We start from the raw sequence: 19,149 nt of genomic DNA, 5'->3' as shown, positions 1-19,149 counted from the left end.
TCCGGGGGTTTTTCATTTCCGGGGGAGGGGGATGGGCAGATTGCCCATCCTACAGGCGGGCGGCGTAGGATGGGCAATCTGCCCATCCCGCCCGGGATCATCCCCAGCCGATCACCACATCGGCCCGGCGCGAGCCTGCGATGCAACGGCGGATGTTGGGCAGGTCGTTGCCGTCGATCCATGCGCGGGCCTGTTCCGGGGTCTTGCCGTGATGCGCCCAGCGGGCGACAAGGCGGCGGTCCAGCTCGGCCTCGGGCACGTCGATGAAGACGGTCAGGTCATAGCGGGCGGCGTTCCAGGGTGCTTCATCCAGCAACAGCCAGTTGCCTTCGACGACCAGCAAACGGTCTTCGGGGCTGACCACATCGGCCCCGGCCCGGGAAATTTCCAGATCGCGGTCAAAGAGGGGAATGGCCACCTCGTCCTCAACCCGCAGGCGCTGCAACAGATGCAGAAAGCCCGCTGCGTCAAAGGTTTCCGGGGCGCCCTTGCGGTCGCGCAGCCCGCGGCGGATCAGCAGGCCGTCGTCATAATGGAACCCGTCCATCGGCACCGCCCGGGCGCCTGCGCCCAAAGCGGCCACCAGCGCCGCCGCAAGGGTGGATTTGCCCGCGCCCGGCGGGCCGGCCAGGGCGGTCAGGAACCGCCCCGGGCCATTGTTTTCCGCGCGCCGGCGGATCAGATCGGCCAGCGCCTGCGGGGTCATGCCGCCTCGCTCACACCTTCGGGCAGCTTGGCGCCCGTCATGAAGGCCACGGCATCCGACATCGAATAATCCTGCGGCCGGATCACGCAGAGCCTGCGGCCCAGACGGTGGATATGGATGCGGTCGGCCACTTCGAACACATGTGGCATGTTGTGGCTGATCAGGATGATCGGAATCCCCCGCGCCCGCACATCGCGGATCAGCTCCAGCACCCGGCGGCTTTCCTTGACGCCCAGCGCGGCGGTGGGTTCGTCAAGGATCACCACCTTGGAGCCAAAGGCCGCCGCCCGTGCCACCGCAACCCCCTGCCGCTGGCCGCCCGAAAGCGTCTCCACCGCCTGGCTGATGTCCTGAATGGTCATCAGGCCCAGTTCGCTCAACTTGTCGCGGGCGAATTTCTCCATCCGCGGGCGGTCCATCTGGCGAAAGAGGCTGCCCATGATGCCGGGCTTGCGCCATTCGCGGCCCAGAAACATGTTGTCGGCAATCGACAGGGCCGGCGACATGGCAAGGTTCTGGTAGACCGTTTCGATCCCCAGCGCGCGGGCATCGTCGGGGCTGCGGAAGTGGACCGGCTGGCCGTCCAGCAGGATCTCGCCATGGTCGGGCGTCACGGCGCCCGACAGCGCCTTGATCAGCGTCGATTTGCCTGCGCCGTTGTCACCGATCACCGCGCAGATCTCGCCCGGCATCAGGTCAAAGTCGGCACCGTTCATGGCCACCACGGTGCCATAGCGCTTCATCAGGCCGGTGGCCTTCAGGACAGGTTGAACAGCAGTCATTGCGAAGCCCTCCGCAGCCATTGGTCCAGAGCGACGGCGACGATCACCAGGCAACCGGCGGCGAACATCTGCCAGTAGTCATCCACGCCGGCCAGCGACAGGCCGGTGTTGAACACCCCCACGATGAACGCACCCAGCACCGATCCGATGATCGAGCCGCGCCCGCCGAAGAGCGAGGTGCCCCCGATCACAACTGCGGTGATCGAGCCGAGGTTCACCGTGTCAAAGGCGATGGGCGAGATCGAGCCGACGCGGCCCACCGCAATCCATGCGGCAAAGCCGCAGATCACGCCCGCCACGCAATAGACCGAAATCAGCACCCGGTTCACCCGGATCCCCGAAAGCATCGCCGCATCCGGGTCATCGCCGATGGCATGAACATGGCGGCCCCAGGCGGTATGGTTCAGCACATACCACAAGAGCGCCGCCAAGAGGATCAGGGTGATCCCGCCATAGCTGATCGAGGCGCCGCCAAGGTTGAACCCATTGCCGAACCACAGAAGGCCCGGCGCCTTTTCGGTGATATCGACGTTGCGGATGGATTCCGACTGCGAATACCAGAGTTTCAGCGCGTTGAAGATCGACAGCGTGCCCAGCGTCACGATGAAGGGGGGCAGCTTGACCTTGGCCACCAGCACCCCGTTCAACAGGCCCATCAGCCCACCGAAGAACAGCCCGATCAGCACCGCCAGCAGCACCGGCACCCCGGAAAAGACAGCCAGATTGCCCATGATCAGCGAACAGATCACAAGGATGGCGCCCACCGAAAGGTCGATCCCCGCCGTCAGGATCACCAGCGTCTGCGCCAATGCGACAAAGCCGGTGACGGTGACCTGTTTCAGCACGGTCGAAAGCGCGCCGATCCCCAGAAAGCGCGGCGCGATGATGGAAAAGGCGGTGATCGAGATCAGCAGCACCAGGGCCGGGATCAACGTGGGGTTCTTGCGCAGATAACCCCGCGCGACGTGAACCAGTGTCTTGTCGTCCTTTTCAAAGGCGGCGACGGCGGAACTCGCCTTGGTCAGCACGGCCTCGTAATCGGAAATCGTCTTGGTCGGTGTGTCTTCTGCGCTCATCTCTGCGGTTCCCCCGTGATGGCCGACGGGGCAGGGCAGCCCCGGCTATGAAGAAGGGCGACTGTAAAGCCGCCCTTCATTTAATCAAGTCAGATGGAAGCCGGGATCAGCCCCAGCACAGCTCCGTGCCCTTGGTGGTGTCGATCGACTCGACGCCTTCGACCGGCTGGTCGGTGACAAGGTTCACGCCGGTGTTGAAGAAGGACAGACCTTCGGAAACCATCGGCTTGGTGCCGTCCTTGGCATAGGCGACGATCGCCTCGATGCCTTTGGATGCCATCAGCATCGGGTATTGCTGCGAGGTGGCGCCGATCACGCCCGACTTGACCGAGGCAACGCCCGGGCAGCCGCCGTCAACCGAAACGATGATCGCCTGACCTTCCTTGCCCGCAGCCTTCAGCGCCTGATAGGCACCTTCGGCGGCCGGTTCGTTGATGGTGTAGACCACGTTGATGTCGGGGTCTTTGGCCAGCAGGGTTTCCATCGCGCGCAGACCGCCTTCGGGGTTCGCGTCCGAGGTTTCATGCCCCACCACGCGCGGGTCGGTTTCCGAGGCCAGAACGGCAAGGTTCGGCACTTCGATGCCAAAGCCCACGAGGAAGCCGGTGTCGCGCGCCACGTCCACCGAGATGTTGTCCTTGTTGATGTCCAGCATGGCGATCTTGGCATTGGCTGCTTCGGCGCCCAGCTTGGCCGCGGCCCATTTGCCGATGCGCAGGCCCGCTTCGAAGTTGTCGGTCGCAAAGGTGATGTCCTGCGCTTCGGCATCGGCAAGCGGCGTGTCCAGCGCGATGACCAGAATGCCGGCAGCGCGGGCGTCTTTCAGGGCAGGCCCGACCGAGTCGTTCGAGGGCGTGATCAGGATGCCCTTGGCGCCGGCGGCGATGCAATTCTCGATGGCGGTGATCTGCGGGGCGGCGTCGCCGTCCTTCTCACCGGCATAGGCCTGGAAGTCCAGACCAGCGGCGGTGGCGGCGGCTTCGGCGCCGTCCTTCATCTTCACGAAGAAGGGGTTGGTGTTGTTCTTGGTGATCAGGCAGGCCAGATCGGCGGCCGAGGCGGTGCCTGCCATCAGGGCAAGCGCGGCTGCGCCCAACAGGGCTGTGGTTTTCAGTTTCATTGCAGTCCTCCCAAGGGTGGGGGTCATGCCCCCCGGTTTAGGCTTGGCGACAGGCTCCCGACCCGGCGTCGTCGCTCAGATGGCCTGATTCCCGGTCCTGCGTCAAGATAAATAAATCAGAGTGATTTAATATTGACAGGCCCGCCCTCGCCCCGCAATCTGCCTCTTCAAGCGCCATCGCGGCCCAAAGGTCGCGCAAAATGGCGGCAGTCCACAAACGGAGAGCCCCGATGCTGATCGGCATCCCTTCCATCCTTGGCCCGGAGTTGCTGGCCACCCTGCGCGCGATGGGGCATGGCGACGAAATCGCGCTGGTCGATGGCAATTACCCCGCGCAGGACCATGCGCGGCGGCTGGTGCGGGCCGATGGCCATGGCGTTCTGGCGCTGATGGCGGCGATCTTGCGGCTTTTGCCGCTGGACCGGGCGGTGCCGCAGGCGGTGTTCCGTGCCAGTCTGAACAATGACCCGGCACAGGCCGCCCCGATCCACCATGAAATCGACGCGCTTGCCGCCCGGATGGTGCCCGACTTTGCCGTGGTGCCGCTTTCGGGCGACGCTCTCTATCCCCGTATCCGCGCCGCGCATACAGTGGTTGCCACGGGCGAGCCCGCGCTTTACGGCAACGTGATCCTTCGCAAAGGTGTCATTTTCCCAGATGGGTCAAGCTGACCCGTTCAAACCGACAGGCCCGTCATGCAGGACGCCACTCCAGACCTTTCGCTTGCCGAGGCGACCGCGCTTCGCGGGACGAATCAGTCGGGGATGCGGGCGCATAACGAACGTCTGGTGCTGTCGCTGGTGCGGCAGAACGGGGCGCTGGCGAAATCCGATATTGCCCGGATCACCGGCCTGTCGGCGCAGACGGTTTCGGTGATCATGCGCGCGCTGGAACAAGAGGGGCTTTTGCAGCGCGGCGAGCCAGTGCGCGGGCGGATCGGCCAGCCTTCGGTGCCGATGTCGCTGAATGCCGAGGGGGCGTTCTTTGTCGGGCTGAAGGTGGGGCGGCGGTCGGCCGATCTGACGCTGATCGACTTTCTGGGGCGGGTCCGCAACACCCTGCGCCGCATTTACCGCTATCCCACCCCCGACCGCATTGTCGGTTTCGTGGCCGAGGCGCTGCCGGGCCTGCTCTCAGTGCTGCCCGAGGCGCTGCGCGACCGTATCGGCGGGCTGGGCGTGGCGATGCCCTTTCAACTGTGGAGTTGGGTCGAGGAACTGGGCGCGCCGCAGGCCGAAATGGACGCCTGGCGCGACCGCGACATTCAGGCGGAGCTGACGGCGACCACCGGCATGGCCGTCTATGTGCAGAACGACGCCACCTCGGCCTGCGGGGCGGAGCTGATCTTCGGCACCGGCGAGCGGCCCAAGGATTTCCTCTATTTCTACTTCGGCACCTTCATCGGTGGCGGGCTTGTGCTGAACGGCCAGCTTTTTCTGGGCCGCACCGGCAATGCCGCCGGCGTGGGGCCGATGCCGGTGCCCGGCGGTGATGGCCGGATGCGGCGGCTTTTCGATGTCGCCTCGCTCTCGGTGCTGGCGGCAAGGATGGAGGCGGCGGGCGAAAGCGCCGATCACCTCTGGGAACAGCCCGATGGCTGGACCGTTTCGGCGCCGGTGCTGGACGGCTGGATGACTCTGGCCGCCGAGGGGCTGGCAGCGGCGGCCCTGTCGGCGGCGACGCTTCTGGAGCTTGAGGCGATCCTGATCGACGGCTGGATGCCCTCCGCCATCCGGGCAGAGGTCACCCGCCGCACCCATGCCGCGCTGCACCGGCTGGACCTTGCAGGGGTTTCCCCCCCGGCGATCCGCGAAGGCACGGTGGGCGCGCAGGCCCGCTCGCTGGGCGCTGCGGCCATTCCCCTGTCGCAGCGCTACCTGCTGGACCAGAACGCCGCGCTGCGCGAGGGGCTAGGGGCGATGTAGCGCCGCCCCCCGCCGCGGCCTGTCTGAAGCCCGGAAATGGGCCTGCCCGCGCTTTGCGGTGCGGTGGCTGGGTGGGTATTCGGTCGCATTTGCTTGAAACGGCGGCACTTAGGCGCCATCTTGCAGGAAATTCGCCGCGACGCATCCGCACCGCCTCGACGAAGGAAGGCCGCAAACATGACGCTTGCCCTGATTGCAGCGCTTCCCTTTCTGGGCGCGTTCCTGCCCGGTTTGGCCTTGCGGGCGGGGCGCGGGGCGGCGGCACTCGCGGCGGCTCTGGCAACGGCGCTGGCGCTTTATGGCGTGATGTCCCACGCCCCGGCGGTGCTGCGGGGCGAGGTGATCCGCTGGCAGGCGGGCTGGCTCCCCGAGGCGGGGCTGATGTTCAGCCTGCGGCTGGACGGGCTGGGCCTGCTCTTTGCCACGCTGATTCTGGGCATCGGGCTGTTGATCATCCTCTACGCCCGCTTTTATTTGGACGCCGCCGATCCGATGGGGCGGTTCCTGAGCTATCTGATGCTGTTTCAGGGGGCGATGCTGGGCATCGTTCTGTCGGGCAATCTGTTGATGCTGGCGGTCTTCTGGGAGCTGACCTCGCTCACCTCCTTCCTCTTGATCGGCTGGTGGAGCGACCGGCCCGATGGGCGGCAGGGCGCGCGGATGGCACTGGCGGTGACGGGCGGCGGCGGGCTTGCCATGCTGGCGGGTGTGCTGCTTTTGGGCCGGATCGCGGGCGGGTTCGAGTTGGACACGGTCCTTGCTGCGCGCGACCAGATTCAGGCCAGCCCGGTGTATCTGCCGGCGCTGCTGCTGATTCTTTTGGGCGCCTTCACCAAATCGGCGCAGTTTCCGTTCCATTTCTGGCTGCCCCATGCCATGGCGGCGCCCACGCCGGTTTCCGCCTATCTGCATTCGGCAACCATGGTGAAGGCGGGGCTATTCCTGATGGCGCGGCTTTGGCCGGTGCTGGCGGGCACGCCGGAGTGGACGGCGCTGGTGGCCGGGGCGGGTCTGGTGACGCTGATCCTTGGCGCGGCGATTGCGCTGTTCAAGACCGACCTAAAGGCGATCCTCGCCTATTCCACGGTTAGCCATCTGGGTCTGATCACCTTCCTTCTGGGGCTGGGAACCGAAGCGGCCGCGGCGGCGGCGATGGTGCATATCCTTGCCCATGCCAGTTTCAAGGCGGCGCTTTTCATGCTGGCGGGGATCATCGACCATGCGGCGCATACCCGCGAGATTGACCGGCTGGGCGGCTTGCGGCAACAGATGCCGTTGACCTTCGCGCTGGCGACGCTGGCGGCGGCGGCGATGGCGGGCCTGCCCCCCCTGAACGGTTTTCTGTCGAAAGAACTGATGCTTGAGGCCGCGGCCCATGCCGGGGGCTGGGTGGTGGTGGCAGCGGTGGCGGGTGCCGCCCTGTCGGTGGGCTATACGCTGCGGCTCTGGTCCGCGACGTTCCTTGGCCAGACGCGCGGCCCGCTGGACCATCCGCCGCATGATCCGGGGCCGGGGCTTTGGCTCGCACCTGCGCTGCTGGTGGCGCTGGTTGTCGCCTCCGGGCTCGCGCCGATGCTGCTGCTGGCGCCCTTGGCGCAGGCGGCGGCGGGGGCGGTGACGGGCCATGTGCCGCATCTGCATCTGGCGCTGTGGCATGGGGCCGAAGTGCCCGCGCTCTGGCTGTCGCTGGGCGCTGTGGGGGCGGGGCTGGCGCTCTGGGGGCTGTGGCCGCGTCTGGCGACGCTGTGGCAGACCAGCCCGCGCCCCGACGCCAAGGCGATCTTTGAGGCGCTGGTGGCCGGCGCGCTGGCCCTGTCGCGGGCCGTTCTGGCCCGGGCGGACAGCGGGAGGCTGTCCGGGGCGTTGGCGATTGCGGTGGGCGCGATGCTGGCGGGCGGGCTTTGGGCCTTCCTGACCGGCAGTCATATGGCCGGCACAAGGCCGCCGGTGCCGATGGACCTTGCCGTGCTGGCGGCCACGGCGGTTCTGGCGGTGGCGAGCCTTGCGACGGTGGTCCTGCATCGCCAGCGGCTCTTGGCGCTTTTGTTCATCGGGGTGGTCGGCCTGCTGATCGCGCTGGGCTTTGCCTATCTTGCCGCGCCCGACCTTGCGCTGACCCAGATCACGGTCGAGGTGGTGACGGTGCTGCTGATGCTGCTGTCGCTGTCGTTCCTGCCGCGTGAGACGCCCGCCGAAAGCCACCCATGGCGGCGTGCGCGCGATCTGGTGCTGGCGGCGGCGGCGGGGCTGGGCACGGCGGCGCTGGCCTTTGCACTTTTGTCGCGCGATGCCGCGTTCGCACCGATCTCGGCCTATCATCTGGCGCAGTCCAAGCCGGGGGCGGGCGGCACCAATGCGGTGAACACGATCATCGTCGATTTCCGCGGCTTTGATACATGGGGCGAGATTACCGTTCTGGGCATCGCGGCGCTGATCATCTTTGCGTTGGCTGATGCGCTGTTGTCGCCGGGCCCGGCCAATGACCGGCTGCTGGCCCGGCGCGAAGACCCGGGCATCGCGGGCGACCGCCATCCGGTGATTCTGGTGATGGCGACGCGGCTCTTGCTGCCGGTCGCGCTGATGGTGGCTGCCTATATCTTCCTGCGGGGGCACAATATGCCGGGCGGCGGCTTTGTGGCGGGGCTGGTGGCGGCCATCGCGCTGATGCTGCAATACCTCGCCTCGGGTTATGGCTGGAGCGAGGCGCGGCGGCGGCTGGACGCGCATCTGCTGATCGGCGCCGGGGTTCTGGTGGCCAGTGCCACCGGCATCGGCGCGTGGTTTGCCGGGCGGCCCTTCCTGACCTCGGCCTATGGCTATCTTCACCCCTGGCCGCTGGAAGAGTTCGAATGGGCCACCGCTGCCGTGTTTGACCTTGGGGTGTTCCTTTGCGTGCTGGGGGCGGTGATGCTGGCGCTGGCGCAACTGTCCCGGCTGGCGCAGCGCGGGGGGGAGCGGGTGGCTTCGGCCCCGCATGACGTTCTGGCGCAGCGGGAGGATCGGCCATGAACCTGCTCATCGCCGTCACCATCGGGCTGCTGACCGCCTGCGGGGTCTATCTGATCCTGCGGCTGCGGACATTCCCGGTGATCCTCGGGCTGACCTTCCTGTCCTATGCCGTCAACATCTTCATCTTCATTTCGGGCCGCCTTGCCCCCGGCCTGCCGCCGATCATCGACAAGGCCGCGCCCGGCTATACCGACCCGCTGCCGCAGGCGCTGGTGCTGACGGCCATCGTGATTTCCTTTGGCATGACGGCGGTGCTGGTGCTGATGGCGATTGGCGCCCATCTGGGGGCGGGCCATGACCGGGTGGACCTGCGCGATGATGCGGAGGCGGGGGAATGAGCCATCTTGTCATCGCGCCCATCCTGCTGCCTGCGGTTCTGGCGGGGCTGATCCTGCTTGTGGCGCGCGGGATCGCGCTGCAACGGCTGATCGCGCTGGCCGGGGCAGCGGGGTTTCTTGCGCTGGCGCTGCTGTTGGCGGGGCGGGGCGGAGCGCCTGTGGCCTATCACCTTGGCAACTGGCCGGCGCCCTTTGGCATCGTGCTGATTGCCGACGGGCTGTCGGTGCTGATGCTTTTGCTGCTTGCGGTGGTGGCGCTGCCGGTGCTGGTCTATACCATGGCCAGCGGCTGGGACGCGCGGGGCAGGCATTTCCATGCGCTGTTCCTGTTCCTGCTGGCCGGGCTGGCCGGCGCTTTCCTGACTGCCGACGCCTTCAACCTCTTCGTGTTCTTCGAGCTGCTGCTGATCGCCTCATACGGGCTGATGGTGCATGGCGGCGGGGCAGGGCGGCTGCGGGCGGGCATCCAGTATGTCGGCTTCAACCTTGTCGGCTCGACGCTGTTTCTCTTTGCGCTGGCGACGATCTATGCGGTGACCGGCACGCTGAACATGGCCGATCTGGCGCAGAAATGGCCGCTGCTGCCGCCGGGAGATCAGGCGCTGGCGCGGGTGGCGGCGGTGCTGCTGCTGATGGTCTTTGCGGTAAAGGGCGCGCTGGTGCCGCTGCAATTCTGGCTGCCGGGCACCTATGCCGCCGCCCCCGGGCCGGTAGCCGCCCTGTTTGCCATCATGACCAAGGTCGGCGCCTACGCGGCGCTGCGGCTGGGCTGGCTGGTGTTTGACGCCGGGCCGACGGCGGGGATGTGGGCCGAACTTCTGCAACCGGCGGCGCTGGCCACGCTGGCGCTGGGCGCCGTTGGTGTGCTGGGCAGCCGCGACCTGCCCCGGCAGGCCGCCTTTGCCGCCATCGGCTCAATGGGGCTGGTGTTTCTGTGTGTGGCGGCCGCAACACCCGGGGCGACGGTGGCCGCCCTTTACTACCTGATCCATTCGACCCTCGCCGGGGCGGCGCTGTTCCTTGTCGCCGATCTGGCGGGGCGGCGGGGCGCCTCGGGCCCGGTGGCGGCGCTGTTCATGGCCAGCGCGATTGCCGTGGCGGGCCTGCCGCCGCTGTCGGGCTTCTTGGGAAAAATCCTGCTCTTGCAGGCGCTTGAGGCGCAGGCACCGCTGATCTGGAGCGCGGTTCTGCTGGCCAGTTTCCTGACCATCCTTGGCTTTGCCCTCACCGGCTCGGCCCGGTTCTGGAAGGCGCGCGGCACCGCCCCCACGGCGGCAGAGCCGCTGGCCCTTGCCGCGACTGGCCTGCTGCTGGCGGGGCTGGTTGCCATGACGCTGCTCGCCGGGCCGCTGACCCTGTGGTTGAAGGGCGTCGCCGAAGGGCTGGCCGATCCGGCCCCCTATATCGCGGCCACCGCGCCGCAAAGCGGAGGCTGACCCATGCTGCGCCGCCTGTTTCCGCATCCGCTCCTCAGCCTGCTTCTGGTGATCTTCTGGCTGATGCTGGTTGGTCGCCCGGCGCTTGGCTCGCTGGTGATGGCGCTGATCCTCGCCACGGCGATCCCGCTTCTGACGGCGCGCTACTGGCCGGACCAGTCGCGTCTCTATCGGCCATGGCTGTTGCCGCCCTATCTGGGGCTGGTGCTGGTCGATGTGATCAAGGCGAATTTTCAGGTGGCGCGGATCGTGCTGTTCTGGCCGCCCGAACGCATCCGCTCGGCCTGGGTGGCGGTGCCCGTCACCCTGACCTCGCCCGAGGCGGTGTCGATCCTCGCGGGCACCATCACCATGACGCCGGGCACCCTGACCGCCGATATCTCGGCCGATGGCAAGGTGCTGCTGGTCCATGCCCTGCACGCCCCCGATCCCGACGCGCTGCGCGATGAGGTTGCCACCCGATACGAGGCCCGCCTGAAAAGGATCTTTGAACCATGATGGCCCTTGCCCTGACCTTTGCCTTCGGCTGCTTTGCCGTGGCGCTTCTGCTGAACCTGATCCACCTTTTGCGGGCGCCAACCCTGCCGGACCGCATCCTTGCGGTGGATACGATGGTGGTGAACACCATCGCGCTGATCGTGCTTTACGGGGTCAAGACCGCCTCGGGCCTGAATTTCGAGGCGGCGATGCTTTTGGCGATGACGGGGTTCGTTTCGACCGTGGCCTTCTGCAAATTCCTGCTGCGCGGCAGCATCATCGAATGAGGATGCCATGAGCCTGCTGATCGACATTGCCCTTGCCGCCCTGCTGATCCTCAGCGGCCTGTTCGGCCTGATCGGAAGCTGGGGGCTGCTTCGGCTGCGCGACCCGATGCAGCGGCTGCACGCCCCCACCAAGGCAACAACGGTGGGCGTCGGGGCGGCCATGCTGGCGGCGGCGCTGGCGCTGCCTTGGGCAAACGGCAGCTTCTCGCTGGGTGAGGTTCTGGTGGCGGCCTTCCTTTACCTGACCGCGCCGCTGACAGCGCTCTATCTGGCGCGCACCCATATGCACCGCACGGTGGACCGCCGCAGCCTGCCGCAGCCGGGCACCGGCGCCCGCTGGGCCTCGCAGGATGACACTCTGGACGATGCCTGAGGCTGGTCCCTGAATGGTCCGGTTTCGGTCCGATGCGGCGGCGCCACGAAAGCTGACCCGATAGTCAAATTCCTGCCGCTGCGCCGCCCGCCACCTTGCCAGCCTGCCGCGACCATGCCAGCCTGATCCCAAGATCACCACGCGGGGGGCCGGCAGGATGCAGACGACCGAGCAGACGCGCAGCCAGTTGCCGCAACTGACCCATGCGCGCAATCCGGGCATGACGCTTGACCTTGACTGGGTGGCCTCGGTGCAGGCCAACACCTCGGCGATCGAGCGGCGGGCGGCCACCTTGGGCGGGCGGCGCAGCGTTAAGAAAGACTATCAGGCGGCCTGGCTCCTCAAGGCGATTTCGCTGATCGACCTGACCACCCTTGCGGGCGACGATACGGCAGGCCGGGTGCAGCGCCTCTGCGCCAAGGCGCGCCAGCCGGTGCGGCCGGACCTTCTCGCCGCGCTGGGGATGGAGGGCCTGACCACCGGCGCGGTCTGCGTCTATCACGAGATGGTGGAAACCGCCGTCCGCGCGCTGGAAGGTTCGGGCATTCCGGTGGCGGCGGTCTCGACCGGCTTTCCGGCGGGGCTGTCGCCCTACCGGCTGCGGATTGCCGAAATCGGCGAAAGTGTCCGGGCCGGGGCGGCGGAAATCGACATTGTGATCTCGCGCCGGCATGTGCTGACCGGCAACTGGCAGGCGCTTTATGACGAGATGGCCGAGATGCGGGCGGCTTGTGGGGCGGCCCATGTCAAGGCGATCCTCGCCACCGGCGAGCTGGGCACGCTGCGCAACGTCGCCCGCGCCTCGCTGGTCTGCATGATGGCAGGGGCGGATTTCATCAAGACCTCGACCGGCAAAGAGACGGTGAACGCCACGCTGCCGGTCACGCTGACCATGATCCGCTGCATCCGCGACTATCAGGACCGCACCGGCATCAAGGTGGGCTACAAACCCGCAGGCGGGATTTCCAAGGCCAAGGATGCGCTGCTCTACCTCGCGCTGATGAAGGATGAACTGGGCCACCCCTGGCTGCAACCCGACCTCTTCCGCTTTGGCGCCTCGTCGCTTCTGGGCGATATCGAGCGGCAACTGGAACACCACCTGACCGGCCATTACTCGGCCGCCAACCGCCACGCGATGGGGTAGGGTAATGCCAATTAGCAGAGCGGACTTCCCCGAGATAGTTGTGACTGCCCTCAAGGGTCTGGGTGGCGAGGCCACTTTGGTTGAAGTCGCGAAGGCGATTTGGGCCGCGCATGAAGCGGAGCTCAGGCGGTCAGGAGATATTTTCTATACGTGGCAGTACGATATGCGATGGGCCGGGCAGACCCTGAGGGATCAAGGGCGACTGGGTCTCTCAGGTCGAAAGTGGGTTTTGAGATGACTATCAAGGAAATTTTCGACAGCATGTGCTATGGTCCCGCGCCGGAGGGCAATGCCGAGGCGCTGGCCTGGATTGCCGGGCATCAAGGCAGGTTCGGGCATTGGATCGACGGCGCCTTCACCGCGCCGGGCGAAGTTTTTGCCACGAAGAACCCGGCGACGGGGCAGGTTCTGGCCGAGGTCACCGAGGGGGCCGCAGCCGATGTTGCGGCGGCGGTGGCGGCGGCCAAGCGGGCGCAGCCGAAATGGGCGCGGCTTTCGGGGCATGAGCGGGCGAAGTATCTTTATGCGCTGGCCCGGCTGGTGCAGAAGCATTCCCGCCTACTGGCCGTGCTGGAGACGATGGACAACGGCAAGCCGATCCGCGAGGCGCGCGACATCGACTTGCCGCTGGTCGCGCGGCATTTCTATTATCACGCGGGCCTTGCGCAACTGGTCGAGGCCGAGCGGCCGGGCTTTGGCCCGCTGGGCGTCTGCGGGCAGGTGATCCCGTGGAACTTCCCGCTGCTCATGCTGGCGTGGAAGGTGGCTCCGGCGCTGGCAGCGGGCAATACGGTGGTGCTGAAACCGGCCGAATATACCCCGCTGACCGCGCTGCTCTTTGCCGAGATCAGCCGCGAGGCGGGCCTGCCCAAGGGCGTGCTGAACATCGTCACCGGCCATGGTGACACCGGGGCGGCGCTGGTGGCGCATCCCGATGTGGCCAAGGTGGCCTTTACCGGGTCAACCGAGGTGGGCCGCGCGATCCGCCGCGCCACGGCGGGCAGCGGCAAGGCGCTGACTTTGGAGCTGGGCGGCAAGTCGCCTTACATCGTGTTTGACGATGCCGATCTTGACAGCGCGGTCGAGGGGCTGGTGGATGCGATCTGGTTCAATCAGGGGCAGGTCTGCTGTGCGGGAAGCCGCCTACTGGTGCAGGAAGGCGTTGCAGCGCGCTTCCATGACAAGCTGAAGCGCCGGATGGACGGGCTGCGGCTGGGCGACCCGCTGGATAAATGCATCGACGTAGGCGCGATCGTCGATCCGGTGCAGTTGGCTAATATCCGCGCGCTGGTCGAAGGGTGCCGCGACGGTGAGGTCTATCATGCCGCCTGCGCGGTGCCCGAGGGCTGCTTCTATCCGCCGACGCTGATCACCGGGCTGGGTTCGGCCTCGCCCCTGATGCAAGAGGAAATCTTTGGCCCGGTTCTTGTCAGCATGACCTTCCGCACCCCGGGCGAGGCGGTGGAACTGGCCAACAACAGCCGCTATGGACTTGCGGCGAGTGTCTGGACCGAGAATGTCAATCTGGCGCTGGACATGGCGCCCAAGCTGCGCGCCGGGGTGGTCTGGGTCAATGCCACCAACCTCTTTGACGCCGCGGCGGGTTTTGGCGGGATGCGCGAAAGCGGCTTTGGCCGCGAGGGCGGCTGGGAGGGGCTGGCGGCCTATCAGCGCCCGCTGGGGCGCGCTCAGGGCCTGAAACCAGCGCGGGCCGAGGCGCCCGCACTGGCCGAGGTTGCGGGGCTGGACCGCACCGCCAAGCTTTACATCGGCGGCAAGCAGGCGCGGCCCGATGGCGGCTATTCCCGCCCGGTGATCGGCGCGCGCGGGGCGCTGTTGGGTCATGTCGGCATCGGCAACCGCAAGGACATCCGCAATGCGGTCGAGGCGGCGCAGACCGCCCGGGGCTGGGCCCGGCAGACCGCCCATGCCCGGGCGCAGGTGATCTATTACATCGCCGAAAACCTCTCGGCCCGCGCCGATGAGTTTGCCGCCCGGCTGCGCGCCAGCACCGGCAAGCCCGGCGAGGCCGAGGTTGAGGCGGCGGTGCGGCGCCTCTTCACCTATGCCGCCTGGGCCGACAAATACGAAGGCGCGGTCAAGCCGGTGCCGATCCGTGGTGTCGCATTGGCGATGAACGAGCCGGTGGGGGTGATCGGCGCGCTGTGCCCGCAGGAGGCGCCGCTTCTGGGGCTGATCTCGGTGATGGCGCCGGCGATGGCGATGGGCAACCCTTGTGTGCTGGTGCCCTCGGAAGAGGCGCCTTTGCTGGCGACCGACTTCTATCAGGTGCTGGATACGTCGGACGTGCCGGGCGGTGTGGTCAACATCGTCACCGGCGCCCATGGCGAACTGGCCAAGCCGCTGGCGGGGCATATGGACCTTGATGCACTCTGGTCCTTCACCTCGGCGCCGGTTTCGGGCCTGATCGAGGCTGAGAGTGCCGGCAACCTCAAACGGACATGGGTGAACAACGGGCTGGCGCGCGACTGGTTCGGGGCTGCGGGTGAGGGGCGTGAGTTTCTGGCCCGCGCGACCGAGGTCAAGACCATCTGGGTGCCCTATGGCGAGTGACCATGCCTGCGGCTGGCGGCGATGCCTCCGGCGGGAGTATTTCGAAAGGTGCAATTGCGGGTCGGCATTGCTGTAATTTCCCCGTGAAGTTCACGGCGTAATTGTGGCATGATCCGGGGGCCAAGCGTGAACAGGCGCGGGACATCTCAAGGGGAACAGTGGAATGTTGAACGAATTCAAGGCTTTTATCGCCAAGGGCAATGTGGTTGATCTGGCGGTAGGTATCATCATCGGCGCGGCCTTTACGGCCATCGTCAATTCGCTGGTGGGCGATCTGATCAACCCGATCATCGGTCTGATCACCGGCGGGATCGACTTCTCGAACCTCTTCATCGACCTGTCGGGGACCAATCCGGCCTCGCTCGCGGCAGCCAAGGAGGCGGGAGCGCCGGTCTTTGCCTATGGGGCTTTCCTGACGGCGGTCATCAACTTCCTGATCATCGCCTGGGTGGTGTTCCTGCTGGTCAAGGCAGTGAACAAGCTGAAAGCGGCGACGGCCAAGCAAGAGGCGGCCGAAGCGGCGGCGGCGGTTCCGGCCGGCCCGTCGGAAGTGGACCTGCTGAAGGACATTCTGGCGGCGCTGAGGAAGTAAGCCAGCAAAAGCAGCGGCCCGCAGGTTTCCCTGCGGGCCGCCCGTGGTTCAGGCCGCGGCGGGGCGCTGGGGGCGCTGCCGCAGGTTCCAGAACCACAACCGATAGGCCCAAAGCGCCAGAAGCGGGCCGAAATGCACCATCGCAGGGGCCCAGCCGCCCCAATCGTGCAGCGCGGCCCAATGGATCAGCACCAGCACCGCGGCGGGCCATGCCAGCCGCTGCACCTGTTTCCACCCTGTCCGCAGCCAGCGTTGCGCGGCATTGTTCGATGTGGCGGCCAGCGGCACGAACAGCAGCATCGCCAGCCAGCCCGTCCAGATGGTGGTTTCGGGCAGCGCGGCAAGAATCCGCTCCAGAGTGCCGCGGTCGATCACATAGACGATCGTGTGCAGCGCGGCATAGATAAAGGCCGCCACCTCGATGTCGCGGCGGTGATGCAACAGCCAGCGCGGCCAGCTTTGCCCGCGAAACAGCAGCACCAATCCCGAGGCCATCATGCCGATGATCATGAGCCGCGCCGCCCATTCGCCGGTCGGATGCAACAGGCCGTGAAAGGCGCGGGCATCGGCGCCAAACAGCGCCCCGGCCATGGTCAGCGCGGGAAGGGCCATCACGGCCCAGAGGATATAGGTCGAACGTTGGTAGGAAAACATGGGGCACCCTGTGCAAGATGCCCCATATACGCCGCAGCGCGCGGCTTCCGTCGCTTACAGGGCCAAGGCTTCGGTCGGCGTGATCACCGGCAGACCCAGCGCGGCGCCCACCGCCGCATAGGTCAGCTTGCCCGCATGGGTGTTCAGCCCGGCCAGAAGGTGGCGGTCCTCGGCGCAGGCGCGTTTCCAGCCCTTGTCGGCCAAGGCCAGCAGGAAGGGTAGCGTCGCATTGCCAAGCGCCTGGGTCGAGGTGCGGGCCACCGCGCCCGGCATGTTGGCCACGCAGTAATGCATGATCCCGTCCACTTCATAGATCGGGTCTTGGTGGGTGGTGGCGCGTGAGGTCTCAAAGCAGCCGCCCTGATCAATCGCCACATCGACCAGCGCCGCCCCGGGCTTCAGCTCGGACAGTTGGGCCCGGCTGATCAGTTTGGGCGCCGCCGCCCCGGGGATCAGCACGGCGCCGATGATCAGATCGGCTTCGCGCGCCAGCGCAATCGTGTTGCCGGCGCTCGCATAAGCGTTCTTGAACGAATGCCCGAACACATCGTCCAGATAGCGCAGCCGGTTCACCGAGCGGTCGATGACGGTCACATCCGCCCCCATCCCGGCGGCAACCTTGGCCGCATGGGTGCCCACCACCCCGCCGCCGATCACCAGAACCTTGGCCGGCAAAACGCCCGGCACCCCGCCCAGCAGCACACCGCGCCCGCCATTGGCCTTTTGCAGCGTCCAGGCGCCGACCTGCGGCGCAAGGCGACCGGCCACCTCGGACATCGGCGCCAAGAGCGGCAGCCCGCCGCGGTCATCCGTCACCGTCTCATAGGCGATGGCGGTGACGCCCGAGGCCAGAAGGTCGGCGGTCTGCTCGGGGTCGGGCGCCAGATGCAGATAGGTGAACAGAAGCTGCCCGGCGCGCAGACGCTTGCGCTCAACCGGCTGGGGTTCTTTCACCTTCACCACCATTTCGGCGGCAGCAAAAACCTCTTCCGCCGTGGCGACGATCTTGGCGCCCACGGCCTGATAATCGGAATCGGAAAAGCCGGCACCCAGGCCGGCTTTGGTCTCGATCATCACCTCATGGCCATGTGCGATGGCCTCGCGTGCCGCGTCGGGAGTCATCCCGACGCGAAACTCCTGCGGTTTGATTTCTCTCGGGCAACCGATTTTCATGTTCTCTCTCCCTGTCGGACCTGATGTCCTTGCGGCAAAGCGTGACGCAGAATCGTTGCACGAGTTTTGAATTTCCTGTGGCGTCCGGGCGGTGGCGTGGTAGATTTTTCGCAGAAGAATCTAAATTGACGCAGAAAATCCCATGACGCCCCAGCTTGACGCAACCGACCGCCGCATCCTGACCGTGCTGCAAAAGGAAGGCCGCATCACCAATGCCGACCTGTCCGAGCGGGTGAACCTGTCGCCTTCGGCCTGCCATCGCCGGGTGCAGCGGCTTGAGGAAGAGGGGTTCATCGGCAAATACGTCGCCCTGCTCGACACCCGCAAGATCGGCAAGCCCACCACGGTTTTCGTCGAAATCACCCTGCAGGGGCAGGCGGATGAGCTGCTGGACGCCTTTGAGCGTGAGGTGGCCCGCATCCCCGACATTCTGGAATGCCATCTGATGGCGGGGCAGGCGGATTACCTGCTCAAGATCATGGCCGAAGACACCGAGGATTTTGCCCGCATCCACCGCCAGTATCTGTCCCGCCTGCCCGGCGTGCGGCAGATGCATTCCAGCTTTGCCCTGCGGACGGTGGTGCAGACCACGGCCCTGTCGGTCTGAGCGCTACTCCGGCGGGCGATAGGGCCGGGTCAGGCGCTGACCGTTGAACGTATGCGTGCAACAGGCGCAGGTCGGTTCCAGATCATTGATCGTGAGCGTGGGATCAACCCGTTGCAGCCGGTTCTGATCGTCGATGCAAAGCCCGCTGTAGCGGCTGCTTTCGCCCAGCCAGACCACAGGCTGACGCGCCTCTTCGGTGCGGGCGACCAGCCAATAGATCGGATCGGGCCGGTCAAGGCGGGCAATGGCCTCTGCCTGCACGGCGTCCCAATCCTGCCCGACCTTCGAGAGAAGAAAGCGAAAGAGCGGCGTATAATCCAGACCGCGCCGCACCCCTTGCGCCATCTTGCCCAGGGTCAGCCCCGCATCGGTTTCGGCCTTTTCCGCCTTGGTGTTGCGCTGCCAGCGGGCTTCGCCGCCGCTTTGGTGGCGGACGCCGCGCGCAAGGGTGTTGACCTTGCGATAAAGCGGCTCCACCCGCCGCATGGGTCAGCGGCGGCGGTCGCGCCGCGCGCTCATCGGCTGGAAGGCGACGCCGACATGTGCCTCGCAATAGGGTTTGCCGGGCAGGCTGGGCAGGCCACAGAACCAGAAGTCTTCGGTTGCCGGGTCGCCGATCGGCCATTTGCAGGTGCGCTCGGTCAGTTCCATCAGTGTAAGCTTGCGGGCGCGCTTTTCGACCTCGCGCACCGAAGCCAGCGCCTCGGGGCTGATCTCATTGGCCGAAGGTTGCGGCGGCAGCGGCTGACCGGCGGGGATGATCGCCTTGCGCACCGGCAGCGGGGTGACGGTGGCACCCGAGGCCGGGGCGGCTGCGGCCGGCTGCGGCGCCGGACGTTCGGCCGCGGGGCGCGGGGCGGGGGCCGGTTCGGCCGC

20 protein-coding genes are annotated in these 19,149 nt (G+C 66.7%); 12 read left to right on the top strand and 8 right to left on the bottom strand.

What is annotated here, in order from left to right:
* Positions 1 to 97: 97 nt before the first annotated feature.
* The 4 genes from HS053_RS14715 to HS053_RS14700 all read right to left on the bottom strand — a co-directional run bounded on the left by HS053_RS14715 (position 98) and on the right by HS053_RS14700 (position 3,684).
* Entirely contained in the window at positions 98 to 706 is a 609-nt protein-coding gene (locus HS053_RS14715) for a nucleoside/nucleotide kinase family protein (protein ID WP_174212028.1), read from the bottom strand.
* Positions 703 to 1,488 (bottom strand): ATP-binding cassette domain-containing protein, encoded by a 786-nt coding sequence (locus HS053_RS14710; protein ID WP_174212027.1) that lies wholly within the window; start codon positions 1,486 to 1,488, stop codon positions 703 to 705. Before HS053_RS14710 ends, HS053_RS14715 begins: the two co-directional genes overlap by 4 nt.
* A complete protein-coding gene (locus tag HS053_RS14705) occupies positions 1,485 to 2,564 on the bottom strand; it encodes an ABC transporter permease (protein ID WP_174212026.1) in 1,080 nt (359 codons plus the stop codon). Before HS053_RS14705 ends, HS053_RS14710 begins: the two co-directional genes overlap by 4 nt.
* 106 nt (positions 2,565 to 2,670) lie before the next feature.
* Positions 2,671 to 3,684, bottom strand: a complete 1,014-nt coding sequence (locus HS053_RS14700) for a substrate-binding domain-containing protein (RefSeq protein ID WP_174212025.1) — start codon at positions 3,682 to 3,684, stop codon at positions 2,671 to 2,673.
* A gap of 230 nt (positions 3,685 to 3,914) precedes the next feature.
* Here HS053_RS14700 and HS053_RS14695 point away from each other — a divergent pair, with 230 nt between their 5' ends.
* The 11 genes from HS053_RS14695 to mscL all read left to right on the top strand — a co-directional run bounded on the left by HS053_RS14695 (position 3,915) and on the right by mscL (position 15,839).
* The gene (locus HS053_RS14695; protein ID WP_174212024.1) at positions 3,915 to 4,355 is read left to right on the top strand and encodes an RbsD/FucU family protein; all 441 of its coding nucleotides are present in this window, start codon (positions 3,915 to 3,917) and stop codon (positions 4,353 to 4,355) included.
* Between the two features lie 24 nt (positions 4,356 to 4,379).
* On the top strand, positions 4,380 to 5,609 hold the full coding sequence (locus HS053_RS14690) for an ROK family transcriptional regulator (RefSeq protein WP_174212023.1): 1,230 nt from the start codon (positions 4,380 to 4,382) through the stop codon (positions 5,607 to 5,609).
* A 177-nt stretch (positions 5,610 to 5,786) separates the two neighbouring features.
* Positions 5,787 to 8,618 (top strand): monovalent cation/H+ antiporter subunit A, encoded by a 2,832-nt coding sequence (locus HS053_RS14685; protein ID WP_174212022.1) that lies wholly within the window; start codon positions 5,787 to 5,789, stop codon positions 8,616 to 8,618.
* Entirely contained in the window at positions 8,615 to 8,956 is a 342-nt protein-coding gene (locus tag HS053_RS14680; protein WP_174212021.1) for a Na+/H+ antiporter subunit C, read from the top strand. The genes HS053_RS14685 and HS053_RS14680 overlap by 4 nt, the downstream gene beginning before the upstream one ends.
* Positions 8,953 to 10,392, top strand: a complete 1,440-nt coding sequence (locus HS053_RS14675; protein WP_174212020.1) for a proton-conducting transporter transmembrane domain-containing protein — start codon at positions 8,953 to 8,955, stop codon at positions 10,390 to 10,392. The genes HS053_RS14680 and HS053_RS14675 overlap by 4 nt, the downstream gene beginning before the upstream one ends.
* Before the next feature lie 3 nt (positions 10,393 to 10,395).
* On the top strand, positions 10,396 to 10,890 hold the full coding sequence (locus HS053_RS14670; protein WP_174212019.1) for a Na+/H+ antiporter subunit E: 495 nt from the start codon (positions 10,396 to 10,398) through the stop codon (positions 10,888 to 10,890).
* Positions 10,887 to 11,156: a K+/H+ antiporter subunit F gene (locus tag HS053_RS14665; RefSeq protein ID WP_174212018.1), complete on the top strand. Its 270-nt coding sequence runs from the start codon at positions 10,887 to 10,889 to the stop codon at positions 11,154 to 11,156. The genes HS053_RS14670 and HS053_RS14665 overlap by 4 nt, the downstream gene beginning before the upstream one ends.
* Positions 11,157 to 11,163: 7 nt before the next feature.
* Complete coding sequence (mnhG, locus tag HS053_RS14660) at positions 11,164 to 11,529, top strand: monovalent cation/H(+) antiporter subunit G (protein WP_174212017.1); 366 nt, start codon at positions 11,164 to 11,166, stop codon at positions 11,527 to 11,529.
* 157 nt (positions 11,530 to 11,686) lie between these two features.
* The gene (deoC, locus tag HS053_RS14655; RefSeq protein ID WP_174212016.1) at positions 11,687 to 12,673 is read left to right on the top strand and encodes a deoxyribose-phosphate aldolase; all 987 of its coding nucleotides are present in this window, start codon (positions 11,687 to 11,689) and stop codon (positions 12,671 to 12,673) included.
* Positions 12,674 to 12,907: 234 nt separating this feature from the next.
* The gene (locus tag HS053_RS14650; RefSeq protein WP_174212015.1) at positions 12,908 to 15,247 is read left to right on the top strand and encodes an aldehyde dehydrogenase family protein; all 2,340 of its coding nucleotides are present in this window, start codon (positions 12,908 to 12,910) and stop codon (positions 15,245 to 15,247) included.
* A 163-nt stretch (positions 15,248 to 15,410) separates the two neighbouring features.
* Positions 15,411 to 15,839 carry a large conductance mechanosensitive channel protein MscL gene (gene mscL, locus HS053_RS14645; protein WP_174212014.1) on the top strand — a complete coding sequence of 143 codons (429 nt, stop codon included), beginning with the start codon at positions 15,411 to 15,413 and terminating at the stop codon, positions 15,837 to 15,839.
* Between the two features lie 48 nt (positions 15,840 to 15,887).
* Here the strand turns inward: mscL and HS053_RS14640 are convergent, their stop codons facing one another.
* Both HS053_RS14640 and ald read right to left on the bottom strand, forming a co-directional pair.
* Complete coding sequence (locus HS053_RS14640) at positions 15,888 to 16,493, bottom strand: ferric reductase-like transmembrane domain-containing protein (protein ID WP_174212013.1); 606 nt, start codon at positions 16,491 to 16,493, stop codon at positions 15,888 to 15,890.
* Positions 16,494 to 16,547: 54 nt separating this feature from the next.
* Positions 16,548 to 17,666, bottom strand: a complete 1,119-nt coding sequence (ald, locus tag HS053_RS14635) for an alanine dehydrogenase (RefSeq protein WP_174212012.1) — start codon at positions 17,664 to 17,666, stop codon at positions 16,548 to 16,550.
* Positions 17,667 to 17,808: 142 nt separating this feature from the next.
* Here ald and HS053_RS14630 point away from each other — a divergent pair, with 142 nt between their 5' ends.
* Positions 17,809 to 18,273, top strand: coding sequence for an Lrp/AsnC family transcriptional regulator (locus HS053_RS14630; RefSeq protein WP_174212011.1), 465 nt, complete (start codon positions 17,809 to 17,811; stop codon positions 18,271 to 18,273).
* A 3-nt stretch (positions 18,274 to 18,276) separates the two neighbouring features.
* On the opposite strand, the gene HS053_RS14625 is transcribed toward HS053_RS14630, so the two are convergent.
* A complete protein-coding gene (locus HS053_RS14625; protein WP_174212010.1) occupies positions 18,277 to 18,759 on the bottom strand; it encodes a hypothetical protein in 483 nt (160 codons plus the stop codon).
* 3 nt (positions 18,760 to 18,762) lie between these two features.
* Positions 18,763 to 19,149: GcrA family cell cycle regulator (locus tag HS053_RS14620; protein ID WP_241699881.1), on the bottom strand; the 387-nt coding region annotated here is incomplete at its 5' end.

Source organism: Tabrizicola fusiformis (assembly GCF_013328815.1).
Taxonomy (GTDB): Bacteria; Pseudomonadota; Alphaproteobacteria; order Rhodobacterales; family Rhodobacteraceae; genus Fuscibacter.
Note: the sequence above shows the minus strand (reverse complement) of the source record. Positions and strands in the feature narration are given on the sequence as shown.